Below are 20,675 nucleotides of genomic sequence, written 5' to 3' on the forward strand. Positions count from 1 at the left end.
TCAGTGGTTCCCGTTGAAGGGTTCATAGATCGACGGGGGCAGGTCGTAGCCCCACATCTTGAAGCGTTCGGCATAGTTGGACCGCACGCCCGTGGCCGTGAAATGGCCGATGATCTTGTTCTCCGGGGTCAGGCCGACACGCTGGAAGCGGAAGAGTTCCTGCATCGAGATGACCTCGCCTTCCATCCCGGTGATCTCGGTGATCGACGTCATCCGCCGCGAGCCGTCCTGCAGGCGCGAGGCCTGCACGATCAGGTTCACAGCCGACGAAATCTGCGATCGCATCGCCTTGAGCGGCATTTCGATGCCAGCCATGGCGATCATGTTTTCCAGACGGCTCACACCGTCGCGGGCAGAGTTGGCGTGGATCGTGGTCATCGACCCGTCATGGCCGGTGTTCATGGCCTGCAGCATGTCGATCACTTCCTCGCCACGGGTTTCCCCGACGATGATGCGGTCGGGGCGCATCCGCAGCGCGTTCTTGAGACAGTCGCGCGGTGTGACCGCACCTTTGCCTTCGACGTTGGGCGGGCGGCTTTCCATGCGGCCCACGTGGGACTGTTGCAGCTGAAGTTCCGCCGTGTCCTCGATTGTCAGGATGCGTTCGCTGTCGTCGATGAACGAAGACAGCGCGTTGAGCGTGGTGGTTTTACCCGAACCCGTACCGCCGGACACGATGATGTTGAGACGCGTCGCCACGGCGGCTTGCAGGTAGACGGCCATTTCCTCGGTGAAGGCGCCGAAATTGACCAGATCGTCGATGCTCAGCTTGTCGGTCTTGAACTTGCGGATCGAGACCAGTGACCCGTCCACCGCAATCGGCGGCACCATGGCGTTGAAACGCGACCCGTCCTGCAGACGGGCGTCCACATAGGGGTTGGATTCATCGACACGACGGCCCACGGCGGACACGATCTTGTCGATGATCCGCATCAGGTGCTTTTCATCCTTGAAGGTCACGTCGCTGAGTTGCAGCTTGCCCGACCGTTCGACGAATATCTGATGCGGGCCGTTGACGAGAATATCGCTGACGGTTTCGTCTTTCAGCAAGGTCTCGAGCGGGCCGAGACCCTTGACCTCGTCGTAAAGTTCCTGGTTCAGCGCCACCCGCTCTTCGCGGTTGAGCACCATGCCTCTTTCCTGCAGGCTTTCGTTGGTGATCGCGTTGATTTCTTCCTTGAGCTGGGCTTCGGTCGCCTGATCCAGCGCGGCGAGGTTCAGGTTGTCCAGAAGCGCGCGGTGCAGCTCCAGCTTGATCTCGCCCAGACGTTCCTTGCGTTTCTTGTCACGGTCCGCCGATTCCGCAACGGCCGCCTTTTGCGGCAGCACCTTGCGCAGTGCCTTGGCCGGGCCGGACGAATTCGCCGGAGTTTCAGCCTTGACCGCGGGGGCCTTGGCTGCGGGAACGACCTCGACGGTCGATTTCTTGTAACGAGAAAACATGTCTGTCCTCCTCAGGCAGCTTCAGCATCGGAACGGCCGACTTCGTAGAGTGACTGGGCCAGCTTTGCGATTTCCTTGCGCAACGCGTTCTTGGGCTGCTGAAGCCCCAGTGGCTGACCGTGATCGCCCGCTTCCGAGACCGCGCGGCCACCATCCGGCAGATGCAGATCGACCGAGATTTCAAGGCTTTCCTGCATCCTCTTCAGGCGGCTTTTGCCTTGGAGATCGGTGAATTTCGGACCCCGGTTCAGCACAAAGCGGATCTTGTCGAAGGGCAGGTCTTCGGCCTGAAGCGCGCGCTTGAGCCGGTAGGTGTTCTGCGCCGACCGCATGTCGAGTTCGATCACGCCGAAATAGACCTGCGCTGCGCAGAGCACGGTTTCGGACCACTGAACAAGGCTGGGTGGCATGTCGATCACGACAAAGTCGAAATGGCGCGCGGCGGTGTCCAGCAGCGCCTGCACCTCGGTCTGGCCAATGATGTCGAGCGGTGGCAGATCGGCGGGTGAGGTGAAGACGTGCAGCTTGTCCTCGAAGGTCACAAGCGCCTGTCCAAAGCTGTCCTCGTCCATCGAGTCGATGTCGGAGAGGAGTTCCAGCACCGCCTCGCGCCGCTGCACGTCGAGATAGGTCGAAACCGAGCCGAATTGCAGGCCGAGGTCGATGATGCAGACCTTGGGCGATTTGGTCTTGGAGACCGTGGCCAGTTCCCATGCGAGATTGGTCGCAAAAGTGCTTGCCCCGCATCCGCCGGCCATGCCCTGAACCGCGATGATCACGCCGTCGCCGTCATGGGACAGCTTGACCTTGGACCCGTTGCGGGAAGAGGCGGCAGAGTCGGGCGCGCGCATCCGCCCGATGGCCGCTTCGAGCTCACCTTCGGGAAGCGGGTAGGGGACGAATTCGTCGGCGCCCTGGCGCAAGAGATGATGCAGCGCCGATGGCGTGACATCATGGGCGATCAGCACGACCTTGATGTTGCGGGCCTTGGCTGCTGCAATGATGGCGGACAGGTGTTCGACATTCGCTTCGTCGTCTTCGTCGATGGCCAGTGCCACGAATTCCAGATTGGCGCCTTCTACCTGCGTGAAGAAATGCATGGCCTCATCGAAGCCAAGATCGCCCCAGGCTTCGCCCAGAACGGCTTCCATGTCTTCAATCAGCAGATCGAATTCCTGAACATCCCGACTGATCGTGCACGCAACAAGCGGCGCGGGCTGCGGGGTGCTTGGAAGGATACTCGTCATTTGCCTCGTTTCCTCTGACTTGCGACGCCCGTGACCGGCATTTTGCACGGATCAAGAGCGTCAATCCCGACTCGGTCGGGAAGGACTGCTACTGTCAGAAAGTCGTTGGAAAACTTGGCAACATTGGGGCCGAATTACCAAAATTGTACGGTATTTCAGGCCGATGGCATGGCCCCTTGCGGGGCCGTGCCTTTATTGTGTTGCTTGGAAATCGGTGCCTTCGATGCCGGAAAGGCCGGTTCTGGGCACAGCGCTGGTGATGTATTCGCGGTAAATGATCTCGGCATATTTGCCTTCGAGAACAGAGGGATGCGAGCCGACAAAGCCCGAAACCTCGGTCACCGTGCGACGGTTGCGAACTTCGCGTCCTTCGGTCACGATCAACGGTTGGGTTTCGCCGAAGGAGACAACGGCCTCCAGCCGGTCCTTGCTGATCCCTTGCGTGGCGAGGTAGTTCACAACGGCATGTGCCCGGTTCAGGCCAAGCCGCTTGTTGTAGGCTTCGCTGCCCACGGCGTCGGTATGGCCATAGACGCGGAACGTGACTTCGGGGAACTGGCGGATCCAATGCGCCTGCTCCCGCAGGGTGTCCCGCGCGCCGCTGTCGAGAACCGCGCTGTTGAAGGCGAAGTTCACCGTGGTCATGACCTCGCTCGCAAAGCGTTGCGACAGATCGTAAGTATAGCGCTTTTCGCCGTTCATGATCTGAACGTTGTTCATGGTCGCGACGCCGAAATTGCCGGTGTCCAGAAGCGCCCCGGCCTCGCGGTTGAAGGCGCTGTAGACCGGGTCGCTGGTCGCGCAGGCGGCGACGAAGGCAAGGCCGGTCAGGGCCAGTGGGATGCGAAGTGTCTTTTCAAGTGTCATCGCCTCAATCCATCACATAACCGTAGGAGCCGCTGAAATCCTGCTTGGCGACTTCGCCCGCGGCACCGCGCAGATTGCGCGAGTCGCTGGCGACGCGACCGAACAGGAACAGGTCTTTTTCGCTGGGCGGGCGCACCCGGTCTGTCGGCAGAGCAAGCGCTTCGCCGCGGGTCGGTGTCACCAGATGCGGGGTGATGATGATCACCAGTTCCGACTGTTCGCGCTGATATTCGGCGCTGCGGAACAGGGCACCCAGAATCGGGATATCGCCCAGCCACGGAACCTGGCTGTTCAGGTCGCGGAAGTCATCCTGCAAAAGCCCCGCGATGGCAAAGCTTTCGCCGTCGCGCAACTCGACCGTCGTGGTGGTTTCGCGGCGGGTGAAGCCGTCAATCCGGATCGCGCCGATATCGATCCCGCTGCTGGGGTCGATCGACGACACGGCGGCTTCGAGTTCGAGGTTGATCAGATCACCGTCCAGAACGCGCGGAATGAAGTTCAGCTCGACACCGAAGGGTTTGAACTCGACGGTGATCGCGCCGTCTTCCTGGGAAACCGGAACAGGGTATTCGCCACCGGCAAGGAACGTCGCTTCCTGGCCCGAAAGCGAGGTCAGGTTCGGTTCGGCAAGGGTCCGGACAACGCCCTTGGCCTCAAGTGCCTCAAGCAGGATGCCCACCTCGAGCCCGCCGGCGTTGAACCCGAACAGGATCGCCCCTTGCTGCCCGACCGTCGGCTGAAGTTTTTCCGCCACGCTGTCTATGGCCGCCGTCGATGATGCGTTGCCGGTGCCAAGTTCTAGCCCCAGATCGCCATCAAGCACTGAACCGCCCGTCGCCAGCGAGGCTTGGAGCGATTTGGACACGGAGCGCTGCATTTCCGCGAACCGGACCTTGAGCATCACCTGCTGCACGCCACCGACGGTCATCAGGTTCGACACCCGTTCCGGTGCGTAGCGTGCGGCAAGATCAAGCGCGCGCTGCATCCGGATGGTGCTGGACACGGTGCCCGACAACACGATGCCGTCATTCGCTGTCCGCACCTCGATCTTCTCGTCCGGAAGGATCTGGCGCAGGCGTTCCTTGAATTCGGTAAGATCCGGGGCAACCCGGACATCCACATTTGTGATCAGCTGGCCGTTGCCGTCCAGAATGGTGAGTGTCGTGGTGCCGGGGGTTTTGCCCAGCACGTAGATTGTCCTGTCCGACAAAGACGAGATGTCGGCGATCGACGGGTTCGCGATGCTGAGTTCCGCAAAGGGAACTTCGCTCTCGACCACGACTGCACGGTTCATGGGAACGTTCAGTGTCGATTCAGTATTGGTCCGGATCACACGCAATGTTTCGGCGAAAGCTGTTTGCGCGATCGGAGAAATAGCAAGAACCGCGCCCAACAGGACGGCCTTGAAGGGACTGCTCGTATACATGTGACCTGCCTTTCCGATCACGCCTCAGATATGGGTCTTTTCGCCCGATATTGCACACAAGCTGCGCCAAGTCGGCTTTTATTGCAAGAATCAATGAGTTCAGAGGGGGGCTTGATGTGGATAAGGCGCAACATAATGTTGCGCCTTATCCAATTTGGATTTTCGGTTTTACACCAAATAGGGTGTGGACCCCTTTAGTTTGTACAAGGGATGGGCACTTCGACCACTTCGCCACCCCTGCGCGTTCGGATGGTACAAATCTCGATCGAACGTGGTATCTCGACCTCTGCGCGTTCTTCGATACCCAGAAGTGACCGTTGATCGACTTCGACCACCTCGGCAACCGTGTCATCGTTGCGCCCCAAAAGGGACAGCGACAGCCGTCCCGTGGACTGCGCTTGCGCCAAGGACGCCACCTGTTGCGGGCTTGCGGCGACGGTCACGGTCCGGGCGATTGTGGTTTGCGCGGTCTCGGTCTCGGAGGTCTGGTCAATGGCGATCAAACGGACACCTGTTTCGATCAGCTTGGTCACTTCGCCGTTGGGCATGTTCGGATTGTTGCTTCTGACCCGGCCTGTCCAGTAGACATCGACCCGGTCGGTCGGACGCAGGAAACCCGATACCCCCGAAGCCACGTCAACCTTGATCGCAAAGGCGCGCTGGCCGCGTTCGAGGCGCGAGGTCAGACCGGCATCCGCACCCGGGTCGCTGACCTTGGTTTCCATGATGGCTTCGAACTTTTCGATCGGGCGCAGCGCGACCCGCAGGTCGGCGCCTTCGACGTTCAGCGGTTTGGTTGCATCAAAGAAAGTCTCGGGCAGGGTGGCCTTGGGCCAGGGCATCAGAGCGATATCGTCATCCGTGATGAGTTCGCCGTAATCCAGCGCCCGCGTGGCCACGTAAATGTCCTGTACCGGAACGCTTTCGGTGACCTTGTTGCGTTCCTGTTCAAGTGCGGTCTGGTAGGCGCCGATATAGTTCTGTGCCATGTAAACAGCGAAACCGGCCAAAGCCAGGCCCGCGACAAGGACAAGTCCAAAAACGATGCGCATAATGCCTCCTTACATGCTTCGGGATTGCACGGACGCGTGCGGAAACATGGTTCATATGTTGGAATACCGGACAATTATGTTTGCCTGTTGGGCAGATTGTGACGAAATTGAGAAGGCGTTGTCATGTCTGCGCGTGCTCGATTGTGAGTGCGCGGATCAAAGCAATACGTCCAAACAATCGGGATCCACGTTTGGACGCGTTTGCATTTTGGCGCTGGGTGCGCCGTGAAGCGGGTGCTTCAATCCTGGTTTGGGGACGTTTCAAGCACAGTCTCGGCTGTGTCCCGCGAAGCGGTACGAGTGTCTGCTTGCATCATCGATAGCGCGCCTATCGCAAGACCAACGGCGGTCGCTGTGAGAAGCAGCCAATCTATCGCAACGGCGCCTGAGTTGCTTTTGGCAAATGTCTTGAGAAACCGCATCATTGAGTGTCATTCCGTGGCTCGACAAAAAAAAGGCGCGCCGAGGCGCGCCTTTTTGGGTGGATGTAACCGAAATTACGGTGCGGCAGGCAGCCAAGCCTGAGCGCCAAGAACCGCGCCGCCGGTGGATGTCAGAACGGCGTCGGTGTTCGTCTGGATCGCGCCGTAAGCAGCAATCGCAAGGCCAACAACAGCGGCGGTCAGAACGACCCAGTCAACTGTCACGGCACCGTCTTCGTCGTTACGGAAGTTTTTGATGAAATTGATCATTTTGATCTCCATTGTCCTAGTTTGCTCACGTTGGCCAAGCTCGGGACTGTATGTTGAGCGCTCTCTCTTTCGCTCCATCCCGTCTTGGATGAGTACTTATACCCGCCGGATTGGGGCAGCAGTTTGGCCTCATTGGACCGATTTTGCAGCTTGGATCAAAAGCGATCAAAAATCATTTAAGTAACTGATTTTGTTATAAACAATTTTTCAATAAAAGTTAATTTCGTTGAAAAACGCTGTATTTTCGCATGAGAGCCCCAGCCAATTGATGTCACATTCGAAACGAAATGGCATTGATAGCCGGATTGTGTCATAACTTATCTTAAGAAAAACGGGCATCGAGCAGGAGCCTGATCATGAAACGGTATGTTGTCCTGGCGCTGGTCGCCATGTGGCTTGGCACGGGTGGTGCTTTGGCAGAGCCTCCGCCGTTTCCGGAATTCTCGGCCAAGCGGGTCAAACCGCCCTCTTCGGGCGCTCAGAAACGCATTACCGTCCAGATCGCTCCGCAAGAACCGCGCCTGCCGGCAGCTCCGCCAGCAGCAGCGCCGCAACCCCGCGCACCAGGGGATGAGACCCTTGCCTGGTTCTGGAGCGATATTTCACCCTCGATCGACGCGCAGGGGCCGGGGCGGCTTGAGCCCGCATTGATCCGGCTGTCCAATCCCCCCTCCGGGCAGGGCATCGCGGGACCGCGCCTGCAAGACCTTCAAACCATCGCCGAACGACACGGCAGGGACATTCTGCTGCACACCGTCGGCACGCGGGTGTCTCCGGCACTGGCGCTTGCCGTGATCTCGGTTGAATCGTCGGGCCGCATCGATGCGCAAAGCTCGGTGGGGGCGCAGGGGCTGATGCAATTGATGCCCGCCACGGCCGAGCGCTTTGGTGTGGCTGACAGTCTGTCGCCGACACAGAACATCAAGGGCGGGGTCGCGTTCCTCGATTTCCTGATGGAGAAGTTCGACAATGACGTCATTCTCGTGCTCGCCGGGTACAATGCCGGCGAGAATGCGGTGGTGCGCGCCAAGGGGGTGCCCGACTATGCCGAAACCCGCGCCTATGTGCCCAAGGTGCTGCAGGCGTTCCAGACGGCGAAAGGGCTGTGCCTCACGCCGCCTCAGCTTGTCACCGACGGATGCGTCTTCCGCGTCGCGTCACGATAGGACAGCACCGGGATTCATGATCCCCTTGGGATCGAGCGCGTCCTTGATCGCCCGCATCGCGGCCAGCTTGGCCGGATCGCCATAACGCGCCAGATCGGCCTTCTTGGCCCGGCCGACACCGTGTTCCGCGCTGAACGTGCCGCCCAGCTCATTGGCGATGTCATGGACCATCCGTTTGATCTGCTTGGTCTCGTCAAGGTACAGGTCGCGCGACTTGCCATCCGGCGGGAACACGTTGAAATGCAGGTTGCCGTCGCCGACATGGCCAAAGCAGTTGATCCGGAAATCCCCCACCTGCGCAATGGACTGGCGCACCCGTGCGATGAAGCTGGGCAATTCACCCAAGGGCACGGATATGTCATGGCTGGAGACAGCGCCGATGCGCCGGTTCGCTTCGGGGATCAGTTCGCGTATCGCCCAGAATTCGGTGCGCTGCGCCTCGGATTGGGCGATCACCGCGTCGGACACGATCCCCTCGGCCTCTGCGGACATGAACAGGGTTTCAAGCGCCTCTTGCGGCTCGAGCCCCTTGGGCAGGCCGATATCCATCAGGATCATCCATTCGGGGTGGTGATCGCCAAACGGCTTGCGCACTTCGGGCATGGTCTTGGACAGGAAATCAAGGCCGGTGCGGTGCATCAACTCGAACGCACTGATGCTTTCGCCCAGCTGGGATTTGGCCAGCGACAGCAGATCCAGCGCCGCTTCGGCGTCGCGGATGACGAACACCGCCGTGCCGATGCTGGCCGGACGCGGGAACAGCTTGAGCGACGCGCCTGTGATCACCGCAAGCGTGCCTTCGGAGCCGATCAGCAGGTTGCGCAGGTCATAGCCCGTGTTGTCCTTGCGCAGACGCTTCAGCCCGTGCCAGATCGACCCGTCGGGCATGACCGCCTCGAGCCCCAGACACAGGTCGCGGGTGTTGCCATAGCGCAGGACATTGACGCCCCCCGCATTGGTGCCCAGCAATCCGCCGATCCGCGCCGAGCCTTCGGACGCCAGCGACAGCGGGAACAGCCTGTCCACCCCTTCCGCTGCCGTCTGGATATTGGCGAGGATCACGCCCGCATCCGCGATCAGTACGTTTTCCTGAGGATAGACCGCGCGGATCGTCGTCATGCGTTCCAGCGACAGGATCAACGGCATGTCCGCGTCACCCTCGGGTGCGATCTGCCCGGCGACAAGCCCGGTGCCGCCGCCATAGGGCACGATGCCCACACCGGCTTCGGCGCAGGCCTTGACCAGTGCCGAGACCTCTTCGGTGCTGCGGGGACGGGCGACGAAGCCGCGGGCGCCCTGGAACCTGCCACGGGGCTCTTCGAGATAGGATTGTTCCGCGTGCGCAAACATATCCGCGGGAAAATGGTGCGACAGCGCATCAATAAAGCCGCTATCGGCAGAATCGCGAGGCATGACAAGGCTCCGATAAGGTTACTCTGATGCGTCACGCAACCATTCGGGACGCAGGACCACGACCGTAGGACGGGACGGCAGATCGCGCAATGACAGTTCGATAAAAGAACTGTCGCGGCGGTCGATCACGAAACTGTCCTGCACTTCCTCAAGGAACGACTCGAGCGCAAAGCCCGAGAACCAGTGCATCGGGATCACGATGCTTGATTTGAGCCGGTCGACGATCCGCACCATCATCTCGCGGGGCAGGGTATAGCCGCCATCCACCGGCACCATCACCACATCGAGCCTGCCGATGGCCGCGTATTGCTGATCGTTGGGTTCGTGATGCAGGTGTCCCAGATGTCCGATGCACAGTCCCTCGACCTCGAAGATGAAGATCGAGTTGCCATTGTCTTCCTGCCCGCCGAATTGCGACCGGATATCGGTCGACACGTTGCGCACCAGCATTTCGCCCAGATCGAGATGATGGTCGATGCCTTCGCCGAATGGCCCCCAGCCGGGCAGGACATGCGGAATCGCCGGATCGGGATTTGCGGTCCAATGTGTGTCATGGGCGTGGTTCATGGTCACCACGTCAGGGATCAGGCGCGTGTTGCCCAGAAACCCGGTGAAATCCGTGGCGACATCCAGACCGCCCGGGGTCTGCAACAGGAAGGTGGCATGGGCGACATAGTTGATGCGTACCGAAAATTCGGGCACCGGCGCAGTCCAGGACGCTTTCTGGACATAGGCGATGCCGGGCGTCGCGTCGGCGATGGCGAGGCAATGGCTGGACCTGCGGCTGTCCTGCGCAAACGCGGCGCTGCCCGTGATCGCGACGGCGAGCGCCATCCAGAGTGGTTTGAAACGCATACCAACTACCTCCTGACGCAAAGATAGCGCAGTCTGGCGGCCGGTCTAGTGAAAGTGTGACGCCGGGGAAACCGCTTCGGCAAGACCTTTAGAAAGGTCTTGCCCTAACCGACGTCGGTGCGCCCCCGCCGATCCCGCCGCAGCGCCGCGTAGAGCACATGGGTGCGCCAGCGCCCGTCGATCTGAAGGTAACTTTGCGCCACGCCTTCGTACTTGAAGCCTGCTTTTTCCAGAAGACCCCGCGATGCCGCGTTCTCTGGCAGGCAGGCGGCCTCTATGCGGCTCAGGTCCAGCCGGTCAAAGGCGTAATGCACCAAAGCGTCGATCGCCTCGCGCATGTAGCCCTGCCGGGCAAAGGGCTGACCGATCCAATAGCCCAACGTACCGGCCTGTGCAGGCCCGCGCCGGATGTTGTCGAGCGTGATCGCCCCCAGCAGCATGTCGTCGCCGCGCCGCTGCAGGAACAGCGGCACCGCCGATCCGTTGCCGATGGCGCGGTTGGCCCAGTAGACGCGGTTGGTGAAGGCCCGGCGCGACAGGTGATCCTCGGCCCAGCTGGGCTCCCATTTGGCAAGGAACGCCTCGCTGTCGCGCCGCAGGGCGCTCCAGGGGGTGAAGTCGCTGTGCATGGGCGGGCGCAGCACCATCCGCTCGGTGTCGAGCCGAAGCTTGCGCCGCAGGCTGAGCATCAGGCCACGCGGCGTTGGGACAGGGCGGTCAGGTCGGGGGCGTCTCCGACGGGACCATAAAGCGCCAGCGCTGCCGGGGCCGCGCGCACCAGCTGTTCGCCAAAGGTCCGCACGTCGCCTGTGGTCACGCTGTCGATGCGCGCAACCGTATCTTCCAGCGATGGCACCTCGCCCCAGATCTGGATCATTCGGGCCAGCCGTTCCGTCCGCGAGGACGGGCTTTCCAGCCCCATCAACAGCCCGGCCTTCATCTGTGCACGGGCGCGGGCCACCTCGGCGGGGGACATGTCGTCTGCGGCGCGTTTCATCTCGTCGATGGTCAGGTTGGCCAGGTCCTTGATCTCGTCGCCGCTGGTGCCTGCGTAGATCGTTGTCATCCCGGTGTCCGAATAGGCACCGGTCTGGGCAAAGATCGTATAGCACAGCCCCCGCTTTTCGCGGATTTCCTGAAACAGCCGGCTCGACATGCCGCCACCCAGCGCCACGGAATAGACCTGCGCGGTGTAGAAATTCGGATCGCGGTAACCCGGCGACTCGAATGCCAGTGCCAGATGCGCCTGTTCGAGGTCTTTGACCTTGCGGCTTTCGCCGCCCTGGAACCTTGCGGCATCCGCCAGCAGGAACGGGCGGGGCACCATGTCGGCGAACAGCGCCTCGGCCTGTGCCACGATGGCGTCATGATCGACAGCTCCCGCCGCCGACAGGATCATCTGATCGGGGCCGTAATGTTCGGACACGAAGGTTGCCAGATCGTCTTTCGTGAACCCGGACACGCGGTCGGTTTCACCAAGGATCGTGCGGCCGATGGGCTGATCGGGATAGGCCTTTTCCTGCAACCAGTCGAAGATGATGTCGTCCGGCGTGTCCGCCGCCTGACCGATTTCCTGCAGGATCACGTGGCGTTCGACCTCGATCTCCTTGGGGTCGAAGACCGGGTTGCGCAGGATATCCGCCACCACATCCAGTGCGAGGCTGACGTCATTGCGCAACACGCGCGCATAATAGGCGGTCACCTCGCGCGAGGTATAGGCGTTGATGTAGCCGCCCACATCTTCGATCGCCTCGGCGATCTGCAATGCGCTGCGCGTGGCCGTGCCCTTGAACGCCATGTGTTCGAGGAAATGCGCGATGCCGTTCTGTTCGGGTCGTTCATGGCGCCCACCTGCCGTGATCCAGATGCCGATGGCTGTGCTTTCCAGACCGGGCATATGCTCGGTCACAATACGAAAGCCGTTGGAGAGTGTGGCGGTCTGGACGGTCAAGAGGCGATCCGATCTTTGATGAAGGTTTCAAGTTGGGTCAGGTCGTTGGGTACGCGCGTCACGCGTTCCTCACGAGTGAAAAGGTCTGCCATTCGGTCGGGCAGGGGCGGGCGAAGGCCGCTGGCCTTTTCGACGGCGTCGGGGAATTTCGCGGGATGTGCCGTGGCCAGAGTGATCATCGGCACGTTCGGATCGCGCTGCGCTTCGGCGACGGCGACACCGATGGCCGAATGCGGACAGAGCAATTCGCCCATGTGGTCTTGCGCTTGTCGGATCGTCGCCAGCGTTTCGTCCTCGCTCACGCGCCCGCTGTCATAATGGTCGCGCAGCACGTCCATCGCGCCCTGGCTCACATGAAAGCCGCCCGCCTTGAGCTCGTTCATCAGCTGCGCCACCGCGTTGCCGTCGCGGTCATAGGCGTCGAACAGCGCGCGTTCAAAGTTCGACGACACCTGAATGTCCATCGACGGGCTGATCGACGGTGTCACCCGATCGGTGACATAGCCTCCGGTGCTGAGGCAGCGGTGCAGGATGTCGTTCTGGTTGGTCGCAACCACCAGCCGGTCGATCGGCAGGCCCATACGCTTGGCGATGTAGCCCGCGAAGATGTCGCCGAAATTGCCGGTGGGCACGGAATAGCTGATCTTGCGATCCGGTGCACCGAGGCTCACGGCGGAGGAGAAGTAGTAGACCACCTGCGCCAGCACGCGACCCCAGTTGATTGAATTCACCCCCGCCAGCCGCACGTCGTCGCGGAAGTCGAAATCGTTGAACATGTCCTTGAGCCGCGCCTGACAATCGTCGAAATCGCCGTCCAGCGCCATTGCGTGAACGTTCGACTCGGTGGGCGTCGTCATCTGGCGGCGCTGAACCTCCGAGATGCGGTCATGCGGGTAGAGAATGAACACATCCACGGCATCCAGGCCCCGGAACGCCTCGATCGCGGCGGACCCGGTGTCGCCCGACGTCGCGCCCACGATGGTCACGCGCTTGCCACTGCGGCTGAGCGCCTCCTGGAACATCTGGCCGATCAACTGCATGGCGAAATCCTTGAACGCCAGCGTCGGGCCGTGGAACAGTTCCAGCAGGAAATGGCCATTGCCCAGCTGCACCAAGGGTGCGCGGGCATCATGGCCAAACCCCGCATAGGCCTTGGTGATCAGGTCCGCGAAGACCTCATCGGTAAACGCATCTCCCACGAACGGGCGCATCACGCGGAACGCGATCTCTTCGTAGGACAGCCCGTGCATGGCGCGGATGTCGGCGGTGCTGAGCGTCGGGATGGTTTCGGGCACGTAAAGCCCGCCATCACGGGCCAGCCCCGACAGCATCGTGTCTTCGAAACCAAGTGCCGGGGCTTTGCCACGGGTCGAGATATACTGCATCGGGCTTCAGCCTTCCTTCGTCTTTCGCAAGCGCCATACCAGCGCGATGGTTCCGATCAGCCAGACCGCCGCCAGCGAGAACCACGTGATCGCGTATTGCAGGTGATCGTTCGGAATGCCGCTCGTGTCCACTGGCAGAGGCGTCACGCCGGGATCGGCTGGCGACATGTTGCGGGCAATCACCAACAGCGGCTCGGTGTTCAGCGCCTCGGCCATCAGGTCGATGTCGCGGGCGAACCATGTGTTTCCGGCGATGTCATTTTCGGGGGTCGACGAGGTTCGGTCATCTGGCCAGTGCAGGTTGCCTGTCACGTCCTTTTCGCCGCCGTCGCGGGCGGTGTCGCGGTCCGCCACGGGTATGAACCCGCGATCCAGCAGGATGCGGCGGCCTTCGTCTGTCACGAAGGGCGAAATCACCCGGTAGCCCGCGCCGATCCGCTTTTGAGAAACCAGAACGTACAACTCGTCCGCCTCAACCGTACCGGTCAACTGCACAGGCTGATAGCGGTCGGCATCGGGATTGCCGATTGCGGGCAGGGGGGCCGGATCGCCGCCGATACGGCTTTCGATCTGGTTCAGGATGCCCTGTTTCCAATCCAGCCGCTGCAATTGCCATGCACCCAGCCAGACAAGGATGGCAGTGCCGATCAGACCGGTCAGAAGAGGCAGGGCGATACGGGACAAAGGGAGGCTCCTGAGAGTGACAAAGGCGCGCCGATCCGGCGCGCCTTGCTTTATCCTTGTTGGGGTGCCCCGTTCAAGCCGGAACGCCCCGGATGCGTCAGGTTACTGGCCCCAGACGTAGATGGCGGCAAAAAGGAACAGCCACACCACGTCGACAAAGTGCCAGTACCAGGCCGCTGCTTCGAAACCGATATGTTTTTCCTGAGTGAAATGCCCGCGCATCAGGCGCAGCAGGCAGACGAACAGGAAGATCGTCCCGATCACGACGTGCGCACCGTGAAAGCCGGTCGCCATGAAGAAGTTGGCGCCGTAGATATTACCGGCAAAGCCGAAACCCGCATGGGTGTATTCGTAGACCTGCAGCACGGTGAAGATCGCGCCAAGTGCAATGGCGAGGATCAGGCCCCACTTCATGTCTTCGCGATTGTCCTCGTGCACCAGCGCGTGGTGTGCCCATGTCGCCGCAGCACCCGAGCAGAGCAGGATCAGCGTGTTGATCAGGGGCAGGTGCCAGGGGTCGAATGTCTCGATCCCGACCGGTGGCCAGACACCGTCTATGGCCGGGCTGTCCGGTCCCATCGGGTAGAGCGCGTGCTTGAAGAAGCTCCAGAACCATGCGGCGAAGAACATCACTTCGGACATGATGAACAGGATGAAGCCGTATTTCAGGCCGATCCGCACCACCGGTGTGTGGTCGCCCACATGGCTTTCCGCCACGACATCGGCCCACCAGCCGAACATGACGTAAAGAACGCCGACAAGCCCGATAAGGAACATCCACGGTCCGCTGCCGTGCATCCACAGGACGGCTCCGAACAGCATCACGAACCCGGCAACCGCGCCGAGGAACGGCCAGACGGACGGGTTCAGGATGTGATAGTCATGATCTTTTGCGTGCGCCATTTTGGTCCCTCGTGGCTAGGCGTTAGTTCAGAGAACCGCTGTCGGTCGTTTCCGCGTCGAGCATCGCCTGCGTTGCTTCAGGCAGGTCGATCTCGTGGAACGTGTAGGACAGGGTGATGTGTTTTGCGAATTTCGCGTCGGTGTCGTTCATGATCTCGGGGTCGATGAAGAAGCTTACCGGCATCTCCACCCGTTCGCCCGGCATCAGTATCTGCTCTTCAAAGCAGAAACACGCGATTTTCGAGAAATAGAGGCCAGCGCCATAGGGCGCGACGTTGTAGCTTGCGGTGCCCGCAACCGGGCGGTCGGTGGGGTTGTAGGCTTCGTAGAAGGCCAGACCCTCTTCGCCAAGGCGCAGTTCGACCTCGTACTGCATCGGCTTGAATTCCCACGGCATGCCGCGTTCCTTGGAGGCGTCGAACCGGACCTTGATGGTACGATCCACAATCTCCACGCTGCCTGCCTCGGCGACATTGGTGGTACCGCCAAACCCGGTGACCCGGCAGAACCAGTCGTATAGCGGGACGGAGGCCCAGGCCAGCGCGCCCATGAAGACAACGACGGCAATGCCCTGAAGGGCGGTTTTCTTCTTCGGATCAAGCGCCTTCATTCACTCACCGTTGTGGTTGCCGGGGTTTCGAAATCCCCGTTTGTGACTTTGACAACCGTCAGACCGAACACGATGGCGATCAGGCCCACAAGGACCACACCGACACCTACGTTGCGGCCGAAACGGCGCTCATGCAGGTCATGTTGTTTTGACAGGCTCATGCCCATACCCCGAATTTGTCGAGACCCGCTTCAATCAGGATCGCGCCGAAATGCGCGAAGAGATAGAGAAGCGACAGTTTGAAGAACTTGCGTTCTGCAAGAAAATTGTCCTCTTCCGACATGTCCTCGTCCCGGCGCCAGATCTGGAGCGCTCCGCGAAGGAACATCGCGTTGAGCACGACGGACGTGGCGATGTAGACCGGCCCGCCAATCGAGGTGAAGCCTGCCGCCACGGCAAGGATCGCCAGCAGCACCGTGTAGACCAGAATGTGGTTGCGCGTCGCCCGGCGACCGTGGGTCACGGTCAGCATCGGCACGTCGGCATTATCGTAGTCCTTGCGCATGAACAGCGCCAGTGCCCAGAAATGCGGCGGCGTCCACATGAAGGTCAGGCAGAACATCAGCACCGACTCGACGCTCACGCCGCCGGTTGCCGCAGCCCAGCCGATCATCGGAGGGAAGGCGCCAGCAGCACCGCCGATGACGATGTTCTGCGGTGTCCAGCGCTTGAGCCACATCGTGTAGATCACGACGTAGAAGAAGATGGTGAAGGCCAGGAGCCCCGCCGCGACCCAGTTGGTCGCCAGGCCAAGGAACACGACCGAAAACACCGACAGCGCCATACCGATGGCAAAGGCTTCTTCGCCCGTGACCTTGCCCGCAGGGATCGGGCGGTGCTGGGTGCGCTTCATCACGGCGTCGATATCGGCATCCCACCACATGTTCAGCGCGCCCGATGCGCCGCCTCCGATGGCGATGAACAGGATCGCGCAGAATGCAATGAACGGGTGCACCGGGGTCGGTGCCGCCAGCAGTCCGACAAAAGCCGTGAACACGACAAGCGTCATCACGCGCGGCTTGAGAAGCGCAAAGAAATCGCTGAACTGCGCGTCGTTCTCGGCGCTGCGTACCGTGGTGTTGATGCTTGTATCGGTCACGTGTGTCTTGCCTGCGTTGGGTCAGGTTGGCCTGTCGATAGGGCGCACGCGGTCACTCCGCGTGCGCCGAAACGTGGTCAGTTGGTCAGAAGCGTGCGGACATCGACATACCCGCCCTCGGCCTTGGAGGCTTCGAGCCACGCGTCATAGGTGGCTTCGCTCACGACCTTGACGGTGATCGGCATATAGGCATGCGCCTGGCCGCAAAGCTCGGAGCACTGGCCGAAATAGACGCCTTCCTTCTCGGCAGTGAACCACAGTTCCGCCAGACGACCGGGGATCGCGTCCTGCTTCACACCGAAGGCCGGGATGGTCCAGGAATGGATCACGTCCGCGCCCGTGACCTGCATCACGACGGTCTTGCCGACGGGCACGATCACGGCGGTATCGGTGGCCAGAAGGAAATCCTCTTTCTGGTAACCCGCTTCGATCAGCTGCGCCTCGACGTCGGGGCTCATGCGGTTGTCGCCACCGGTGAAAGGCGAGCCGATCATGTAGCCGTCATAGGCGAGGTCTTCGCCCACATATTCATAGCCCCAGTACCACTGGTAGCCGGTGACCTTGATGGTCAGGTCGCCTTCGGGGATTTCCTGCTGCTTGAACAGCACCGGGAGCGAGAAGGCACCGATGAACACCAGGATCAGGATCGGACCGACGGTCCACGCGATCTCGATCGATGTGTTGTGCGTAAAGCTGGAGGGGTTGGGGTTCGAGCGCCGGTTGTAGCGCACGATGCAGTAGGCCAGCAGCGCCGTCACGAACAGAACGATGGCAATGATGATGATGTTGATCATCCCGTCGAGCCATTGAAGGTCGCGCGCGAGTTCGGTTGCCGCGGGTTGAAAGCCTGTACCCCGGTCCACCGGACGGCCGATAGTCTCGAGCGTTTGCTGGGCAAACGTCGGGGTGGCGGCGAAGGTGGTGGCCAGACCCAGGAGCAAAGATTTGAGTTGCATGTCTTACCCTGATCGGTTGCGTATATGGTCATGTTGCAAGGTAGCCCAAGGGTGGCATAAGCCAATCCGAAGCTCCCGTTGTCTTGGGAGCGGTTAAAACCATATTCTGGGCAGCAGTGAAAGAAGCTTGCTTGCGGCAAAAACGCGCTTTCCTTGATCTGGATCAATTTTCACCCTGGGGGTTTCATGACCGATACGTCTTTCCAACCATTCGACACACATCTTGATCAGGACCGCGCGCTGGCCCTGCTGAAAGAGGCTGTGGCTGGGGCGGATGACGGGGAATTGTTCCTCGAACGTCGCCGGTCCGAGGTGCTGGTCTTCGACGATGGCCGGGTCAAGACCGCCAGCTATGACGCCTCCGAGGGATTCGGCCTGCGCGCCGTCTGCGGCGAGGTGGCAGGCTATGCCCATTCCACCGACATCTCCGAATCGGCGATCAAGCGGGCGGTGGAAACCGCGCGTCTTGCCGTGGGCGAGGGTGGCGGCACGCTGGCCGATAAGCCTGCGGGCACCAATACCAAGCTTTACACCGATGCTGATCCGATTGCCGGACACAGCTTTCCGGTCAAGGTCGACACGCTGCGCGAGATCGACGCCTATGCCCGGGCGCTGGACCCCCGCGTCGTGCAGGTGAGCGCGACGATCGCCGCGTCGTTGCAAGAAGTGGCGATCCTGCGCCCCGAAGGCACGCTTGTGTCGGACACCCGCCCGATGACCCGCGTGAATGTGAGCGTGATCGTCGAGGAAAACGGCCGCCGCGAAGCCGGAACCGCCGGGGGCGGAGGGCGCGTGCTGCTGGACGGTCTGCTTGATCCGTCCGATTGGCAGGACAAGGCCCGCGAGGCGCTGCGCATCGCGTTGGTCAATCTCGATGCGGTGCCTGCACCCGCCGGTGTCATGGACATCGTGCTCGGGCCGGGATGGCCCGGTATCCTGCTGCACGAGGCGGTGGGGCACGGGCTCGAGGGCGATTTCAACCGAAAGGGCAGTTCGGCCTTTGCCGGTCTGATGGGCCAACAGGTGGCCGCCAGGGGTGTCACCGTTCTGGACGATGGCACCATCCCCGACCGGCGCGGGTCGATCACTGTCGATGACGAAGGCACACCTTCTGCCAAGAACGTGCTGATCGAGGACGGCAAACTGGTGGGCTTCATGCAGGACCGCCAGAACGCGCGGCTGATGGGGGTGGCCCCCACCGGCAACGGACGCCGTGAAAGCTATGCCCATATCCCGATGCCGCGCATGACCAACACCTATATGCTGGGCGGCGATGTCGCACCGGGCGATATCGTGGCCGACCTCAAGGACGGGATCTGGGCCGTGGGATTCGGCGGCGGGCAGGTGGACATCACCAATGGCAAGTTCGTCTTTTCCTGCACCGAGGCCTATCGCGTGAAGGATGGCAAGGTCGGCGCGCCTGTCAAGGGCGCCACGCTGATCGGCGATGGCGCAACCGCGCTGCAACAGATTCGTGCATTGGGCAACGACATGTCGCTTGATCCGGGCATGGGCAATTGCGGCAAGCAGGGGCAATGGGTGCCTGTGGGTGTCGGGCAACCCACCGTGATGATCGGTGGTTTGACCGTCGGCGGGGCGCAAACCTGAGAAAGATTGCCTCTTAATCAGAGGCTTGTGGGGCGGCGGGTGAATTTCTTGCCTGCCGTCTGTCCTTGTTCACGACTGATTAACCACTGACCGACTATCCCTGTTTCTGCAAGCGGACGGAGACAGGATGACCTTGGAACAGAACTCTTCCACTCACCCCCTACTCCCACCCACCACGGAAGACCAAAGGTTTGACTGGCTTCGTCTCTTGCGCTCGCGTCGGGTGGGGATCAGCACCTTCTACCGCCTGTTGCGCGACCACGGCAATGCTGCAACGGCGTTGCAACATCTTCCCGATATTGCCCGCGCCGCCGGTGTCGATAATTACGAGATTTGTCCCGAAGGCGTGATTCACGCCGAGCTGAAAGCGGCCCAGGCGGCACGTGCCAGCATGATCTGCCGGGGGGATGCGTCCTATCCTTCCGGCCTTGCCGATCTGGACGACGCGCCACCGATGCTCTGGGTGATCGGCAGCACCGGGATTCTGATGAAACCGCAGGTCGCGCTGGTCGGCGCACGCAATGCCTCGTCGCTGGGCGGGCGCATGGCGCGGGCCTTGGCGACCGGTCTGGGGCAGGCTGGCTTTACTGTCACCTCGGGCATGGCGCGCGGCATCGACACGGCGGCTCATGTCGCCGCGCTCGATACCGGGACGATCGCGGTTCTGGGGGGCGGCGTGGATGTGCTCTACCCGGCGGAAAACGCGCGACTGGCCGAAGATATCGTGGCGAAGGGTGGCGCACGCATCAGCGAACAACCGATGGGTCTGCAACCACAGGCGCGCCACTTCCCCGCCCGCAACCGGATCATTTCGGGGATGTCCCGTGCTGTTGTTGTCGTCGAAGCTGCCGCGCGGTCAGGGTCACTCATTACGGCACGCACGGCCCTTGATCAGGGGCGCGACGTGATGGCGGTGCCCGGTCACCCGTTCGATGCGCGGGCCAGCGGCTGCAACATGCTTCTCCGCGATGGCGCCCGGCTGGTGCGCCATGCCGAAGACGTGATCGAGGCGCTGGCACCGCTGGCCGAAACGAAGGAGCCACCCAGCCCCCAACTGCCACTGGCAGAGCCGACCGGCGAGAGGCCATTTGCCGACATCGCCAAGCTGCACCAGTCCATTCTGGACCGGCTCGGCCCTTCTCCGATGGGCGAGGACCAGTTGATCCGCGATCTGGGTGCGCCTTCGAGGATCGTGTCTCCGGCGCTCACCGATCTTGAGCTTGAAGGCCGCATCAACCGGCAACCCGGCGGGCTCATTTCGCGCGTCAGCTGACACAAGCGATCAAAAATTTCCGAATTTTTGACCTTTTCCATTCAT

The 20,675-nt window shown here is 61.4% G+C and carries 20 protein-coding genes; 3 read left to right on the plus strand and 17 right to left on the minus strand.

Annotated features, from left to right (window positions below):
* The 6 genes from IEV82_RS13055 to IEV82_RS13080 all read right to left on the minus strand — a co-directional run bounded on the left by IEV82_RS13055 (position 1) and on the right by IEV82_RS13080 (position 6,727).
* Positions 1 to 1,443, minus strand: coding sequence for a TadA family conjugal transfer-associated ATPase (locus tag IEV82_RS13055; protein ID WP_188482477.1), 1,443 nt, complete (start codon positions 1,441 to 1,443; stop codon positions 1 to 3).
* An 11-nt stretch (positions 1,444 to 1,454) separates the two neighbouring features.
* Complete coding sequence (locus IEV82_RS13060) at positions 1,455 to 2,690, minus strand: CpaE/TadZ family protein (protein WP_188482478.1); 1,236 nt, start codon at positions 2,688 to 2,690, stop codon at positions 1,455 to 1,457.
* 192 nt (positions 2,691 to 2,882) lie between these two features.
* Entirely contained in the window at positions 2,883 to 3,557 is a 675-nt protein-coding gene (locus IEV82_RS13065) for an OmpA family protein (RefSeq protein WP_188482479.1), read from the minus strand.
* Positions 3,558 to 3,561: 4 nt separating this feature from the next.
* The gene (locus IEV82_RS13070) at positions 3,562 to 4,983 is read right to left on the minus strand and encodes a type II and III secretion system protein family protein (protein WP_188482480.1); all 1,422 of its coding nucleotides are present in this window, start codon (positions 4,981 to 4,983) and stop codon (positions 3,562 to 3,564) included.
* Positions 4,984 to 5,177: 194 nt separating this feature from the next.
* On the minus strand, positions 5,178 to 6,035 hold the full coding sequence (cpaB, locus tag IEV82_RS13075) for a Flp pilus assembly protein CpaB (protein ID WP_188482481.1): 858 nt from the start codon (positions 6,033 to 6,035) through the stop codon (positions 5,178 to 5,180).
* A gap of 497 nt (positions 6,036 to 6,532) precedes the next feature.
* A complete protein-coding gene (locus IEV82_RS13080; RefSeq protein WP_188482482.1) occupies positions 6,533 to 6,727 on the minus strand; it encodes a Flp family type IVb pilin in 195 nt (64 codons plus the stop codon).
* A 356-nt stretch (positions 6,728 to 7,083) separates the two neighbouring features.
* Here IEV82_RS13080 and IEV82_RS13085 point away from each other — a divergent pair, with 356 nt between their 5' ends.
* A complete protein-coding gene (locus IEV82_RS13085; RefSeq protein ID WP_188482483.1) occupies positions 7,084 to 7,893 on the plus strand; it encodes a lytic transglycosylase domain-containing protein in 810 nt (269 codons plus the stop codon).
* Here IEV82_RS13085 and IEV82_RS13090 read toward each other — a convergent pair.
* From IEV82_RS13090 to coxB, 11 genes are all read right to left on the minus strand, one after another.
* Positions 7,885 to 9,306, minus strand: a complete 1,422-nt coding sequence (locus tag IEV82_RS13090) for an FAD-binding oxidoreductase (protein WP_188482484.1) — start codon at positions 9,304 to 9,306, stop codon at positions 7,885 to 7,887. The two genes, IEV82_RS13085 and IEV82_RS13090, sit on opposite strands and share 9 nt — an antisense overlap.
* Before the next feature lie 18 nt (positions 9,307 to 9,324).
* A complete protein-coding gene (locus IEV82_RS13095; RefSeq protein ID WP_229747789.1) occupies positions 9,325 to 10,161 on the minus strand; it encodes an MBL fold metallo-hydrolase in 837 nt (278 codons plus the stop codon).
* A gap of 104 nt (positions 10,162 to 10,265) precedes the next feature.
* Positions 10,266 to 10,850, minus strand: a complete 585-nt coding sequence (locus IEV82_RS13100) for a GNAT family N-acetyltransferase (protein WP_188482485.1) — start codon at positions 10,848 to 10,850, stop codon at positions 10,266 to 10,268.
* On the minus strand, positions 10,850 to 12,112 hold the full coding sequence (locus IEV82_RS13105) for a M16 family metallopeptidase (protein ID WP_188482486.1): 1,263 nt from the start codon (positions 12,110 to 12,112) through the stop codon (positions 10,850 to 10,852). The genes IEV82_RS13100 and IEV82_RS13105 overlap by 1 nt, the downstream gene beginning before the upstream one ends.
* Positions 12,109 to 13,497, minus strand: a complete 1,389-nt coding sequence (thrC, locus tag IEV82_RS13110; protein WP_188482487.1) for a threonine synthase — start codon at positions 13,495 to 13,497, stop codon at positions 12,109 to 12,111. The genes IEV82_RS13105 and thrC overlap by 4 nt, the downstream gene beginning before the upstream one ends.
* Before the next feature lie 6 nt (positions 13,498 to 13,503).
* Positions 13,504 to 14,181 (minus strand): SURF1 family protein, encoded by a 678-nt coding sequence (locus tag IEV82_RS13115; RefSeq protein ID WP_188482488.1) that lies wholly within the window; start codon positions 14,179 to 14,181, stop codon positions 13,504 to 13,506.
* A 102-nt stretch (positions 14,182 to 14,283) separates the two neighbouring features.
* Positions 14,284 to 15,084 carry a cytochrome c oxidase subunit 3 gene (locus tag IEV82_RS13120; RefSeq protein WP_188482489.1) on the minus strand — a complete coding sequence of 267 codons (801 nt, stop codon included), beginning with the start codon at positions 15,082 to 15,084 and terminating at the stop codon, positions 14,284 to 14,286.
* Positions 15,085 to 15,106: 22 nt separating this feature from the next.
* The gene (locus IEV82_RS13125) at positions 15,107 to 15,694 is read right to left on the minus strand and encodes a cytochrome c oxidase assembly protein (protein WP_188482490.1); all 588 of its coding nucleotides are present in this window, start codon (positions 15,692 to 15,694) and stop codon (positions 15,107 to 15,109) included.
* Positions 15,691 to 15,855: a cytochrome c oxidase system small membrane protein gene (locus IEV82_RS13130; protein ID WP_188482491.1), complete on the minus strand. Its 165-nt coding sequence runs from the start codon at positions 15,853 to 15,855 to the stop codon at positions 15,691 to 15,693. The genes IEV82_RS13125 and IEV82_RS13130 overlap by 4 nt, the downstream gene beginning before the upstream one ends.
* Positions 15,852 to 16,793: a heme o synthase gene (gene cyoE, locus IEV82_RS13135; RefSeq protein WP_188482492.1), complete on the minus strand. Its 942-nt coding sequence runs from the start codon at positions 16,791 to 16,793 to the stop codon at positions 15,852 to 15,854. Before cyoE ends, IEV82_RS13130 begins: the two co-directional genes overlap by 4 nt.
* 77 nt (positions 16,794 to 16,870) lie before the next feature.
* The gene (gene coxB, locus IEV82_RS13140; protein ID WP_188482493.1) at positions 16,871 to 17,749 is read right to left on the minus strand and encodes a cytochrome c oxidase subunit II; all 879 of its coding nucleotides are present in this window, start codon (positions 17,747 to 17,749) and stop codon (positions 16,871 to 16,873) included.
* Between the two features lie 186 nt (positions 17,750 to 17,935).
* Between coxB and tldD the strand changes: the two genes are divergently transcribed.
* Entirely contained in the window at positions 17,936 to 19,357 is a 1,422-nt protein-coding gene (gene tldD, locus IEV82_RS13145) for a metalloprotease TldD (protein WP_188482494.1), read from the plus strand.
* A gap of 127 nt (positions 19,358 to 19,484) precedes the next feature.
* Positions 19,485 to 20,630, plus strand: coding sequence for a DNA-processing protein DprA (gene dprA, locus IEV82_RS13150; protein WP_188482495.1), 1,146 nt, complete (start codon positions 19,485 to 19,487; stop codon positions 20,628 to 20,630).
* The last annotated feature ends 45 nt before the right edge of the window (positions 20,631 to 20,675 follow it).

This window comes from Marivita lacus (genome assembly GCF_014637725.1).
Classification (GTDB): Bacteria; Pseudomonadota; Alphaproteobacteria; order Rhodobacterales; family Rhodobacteraceae; genus Marivita; species Marivita lacus.

Coding starts and splice junctions, on each gene's coding strand:
- coxB (WP_188482493.1), bottom strand. CDS start 17,749: ATGCAACTCAAATCTTTGCTCCTGGGTCTGGCCACCACCTTCGCCGCC.
- IEV82_RS13125 (WP_188482490.1), bottom strand. CDS start 15,694: ATGAAGGCGCTTGATCCGAAGAAGAAAACCGCCCTTCAGGGCATTGCC.
- cpaB (WP_188482481.1), bottom strand. CDS start 6,035: ATGCGCATCGTTTTTGGACTTGTCCTTGTCGCGGGCCTGGCTTTGGCC.
- IEV82_RS13090 (WP_188482484.1), bottom strand. CDS start 9,306: ATGCCTCGCGATTCTGCCGATAGCGGCTTTATTGATGCGCTGTCGCAC.
- IEV82_RS13070 (WP_188482480.1), bottom strand. CDS start 4,983: ATGTATACGAGCAGTCCCTTCAAGGCCGTCCTGTTGGGCGCGGTTCTT.
- IEV82_RS13085 (WP_188482483.1), top strand. CDS start 7,084: ATGAAACGGTATGTTGTCCTGGCGCTGGTCGCCATGTGGCTTGGCACG.
- thrC (WP_188482487.1), bottom strand. CDS start 13,497: ATGCAGTATATCTCGACCCGTGGCAAAGCCCCGGCACTTGGTTTCGAA.
- tldD (WP_188482494.1), top strand. CDS start 17,936: ATGACCGATACGTCTTTCCAACCATTCGACACACATCTTGATCAGGAC.
- IEV82_RS13065 (WP_188482479.1), bottom strand. CDS start 3,557: ATGACACTTGAAAAGACACTTCGCATCCCACTGGCCCTGACCGGCCTT.
- IEV82_RS13080 (WP_188482482.1), bottom strand. CDS start 6,727: ATGATCAATTTCATCAAAAACTTCCGTAACGACGAAGACGGTGCCGTG.
- dprA (WP_188482495.1), top strand. CDS start 19,485: ATGACCTTGGAACAGAACTCTTCCACTCACCCCCTACTCCCACCCACC.
- IEV82_RS13060 (WP_188482478.1), bottom strand. CDS start 2,690: ATGACGAGTATCCTTCCAAGCACCCCGCAGCCCGCGCCGCTTGTTGCG.
- IEV82_RS13130 (WP_188482491.1), bottom strand. CDS start 15,855: ATGAGCCTGTCAAAACAACATGACCTGCATGAGCGCCGTTTCGGCCGC.
- IEV82_RS13120 (WP_188482489.1), bottom strand. CDS start 15,084: ATGGCGCACGCAAAAGATCATGACTATCACATCCTGAACCCGTCCGTC.
- IEV82_RS13095 (WP_229747789.1), bottom strand. CDS start 10,161: ATGCGTTTCAAACCACTCTGGATGGCGCTCGCCGTCGCGATCACGGGC.
- IEV82_RS13055 (WP_188482477.1), bottom strand. CDS start 1,443: ATGTTTTCTCGTTACAAGAAATCGACCGTCGAGGTCGTTCCCGCAGCC.
- IEV82_RS13100 (WP_188482485.1), bottom strand. CDS start 10,850: ATGCTCAGCCTGCGGCGCAAGCTTCGGCTCGACACCGAGCGGATGGTG.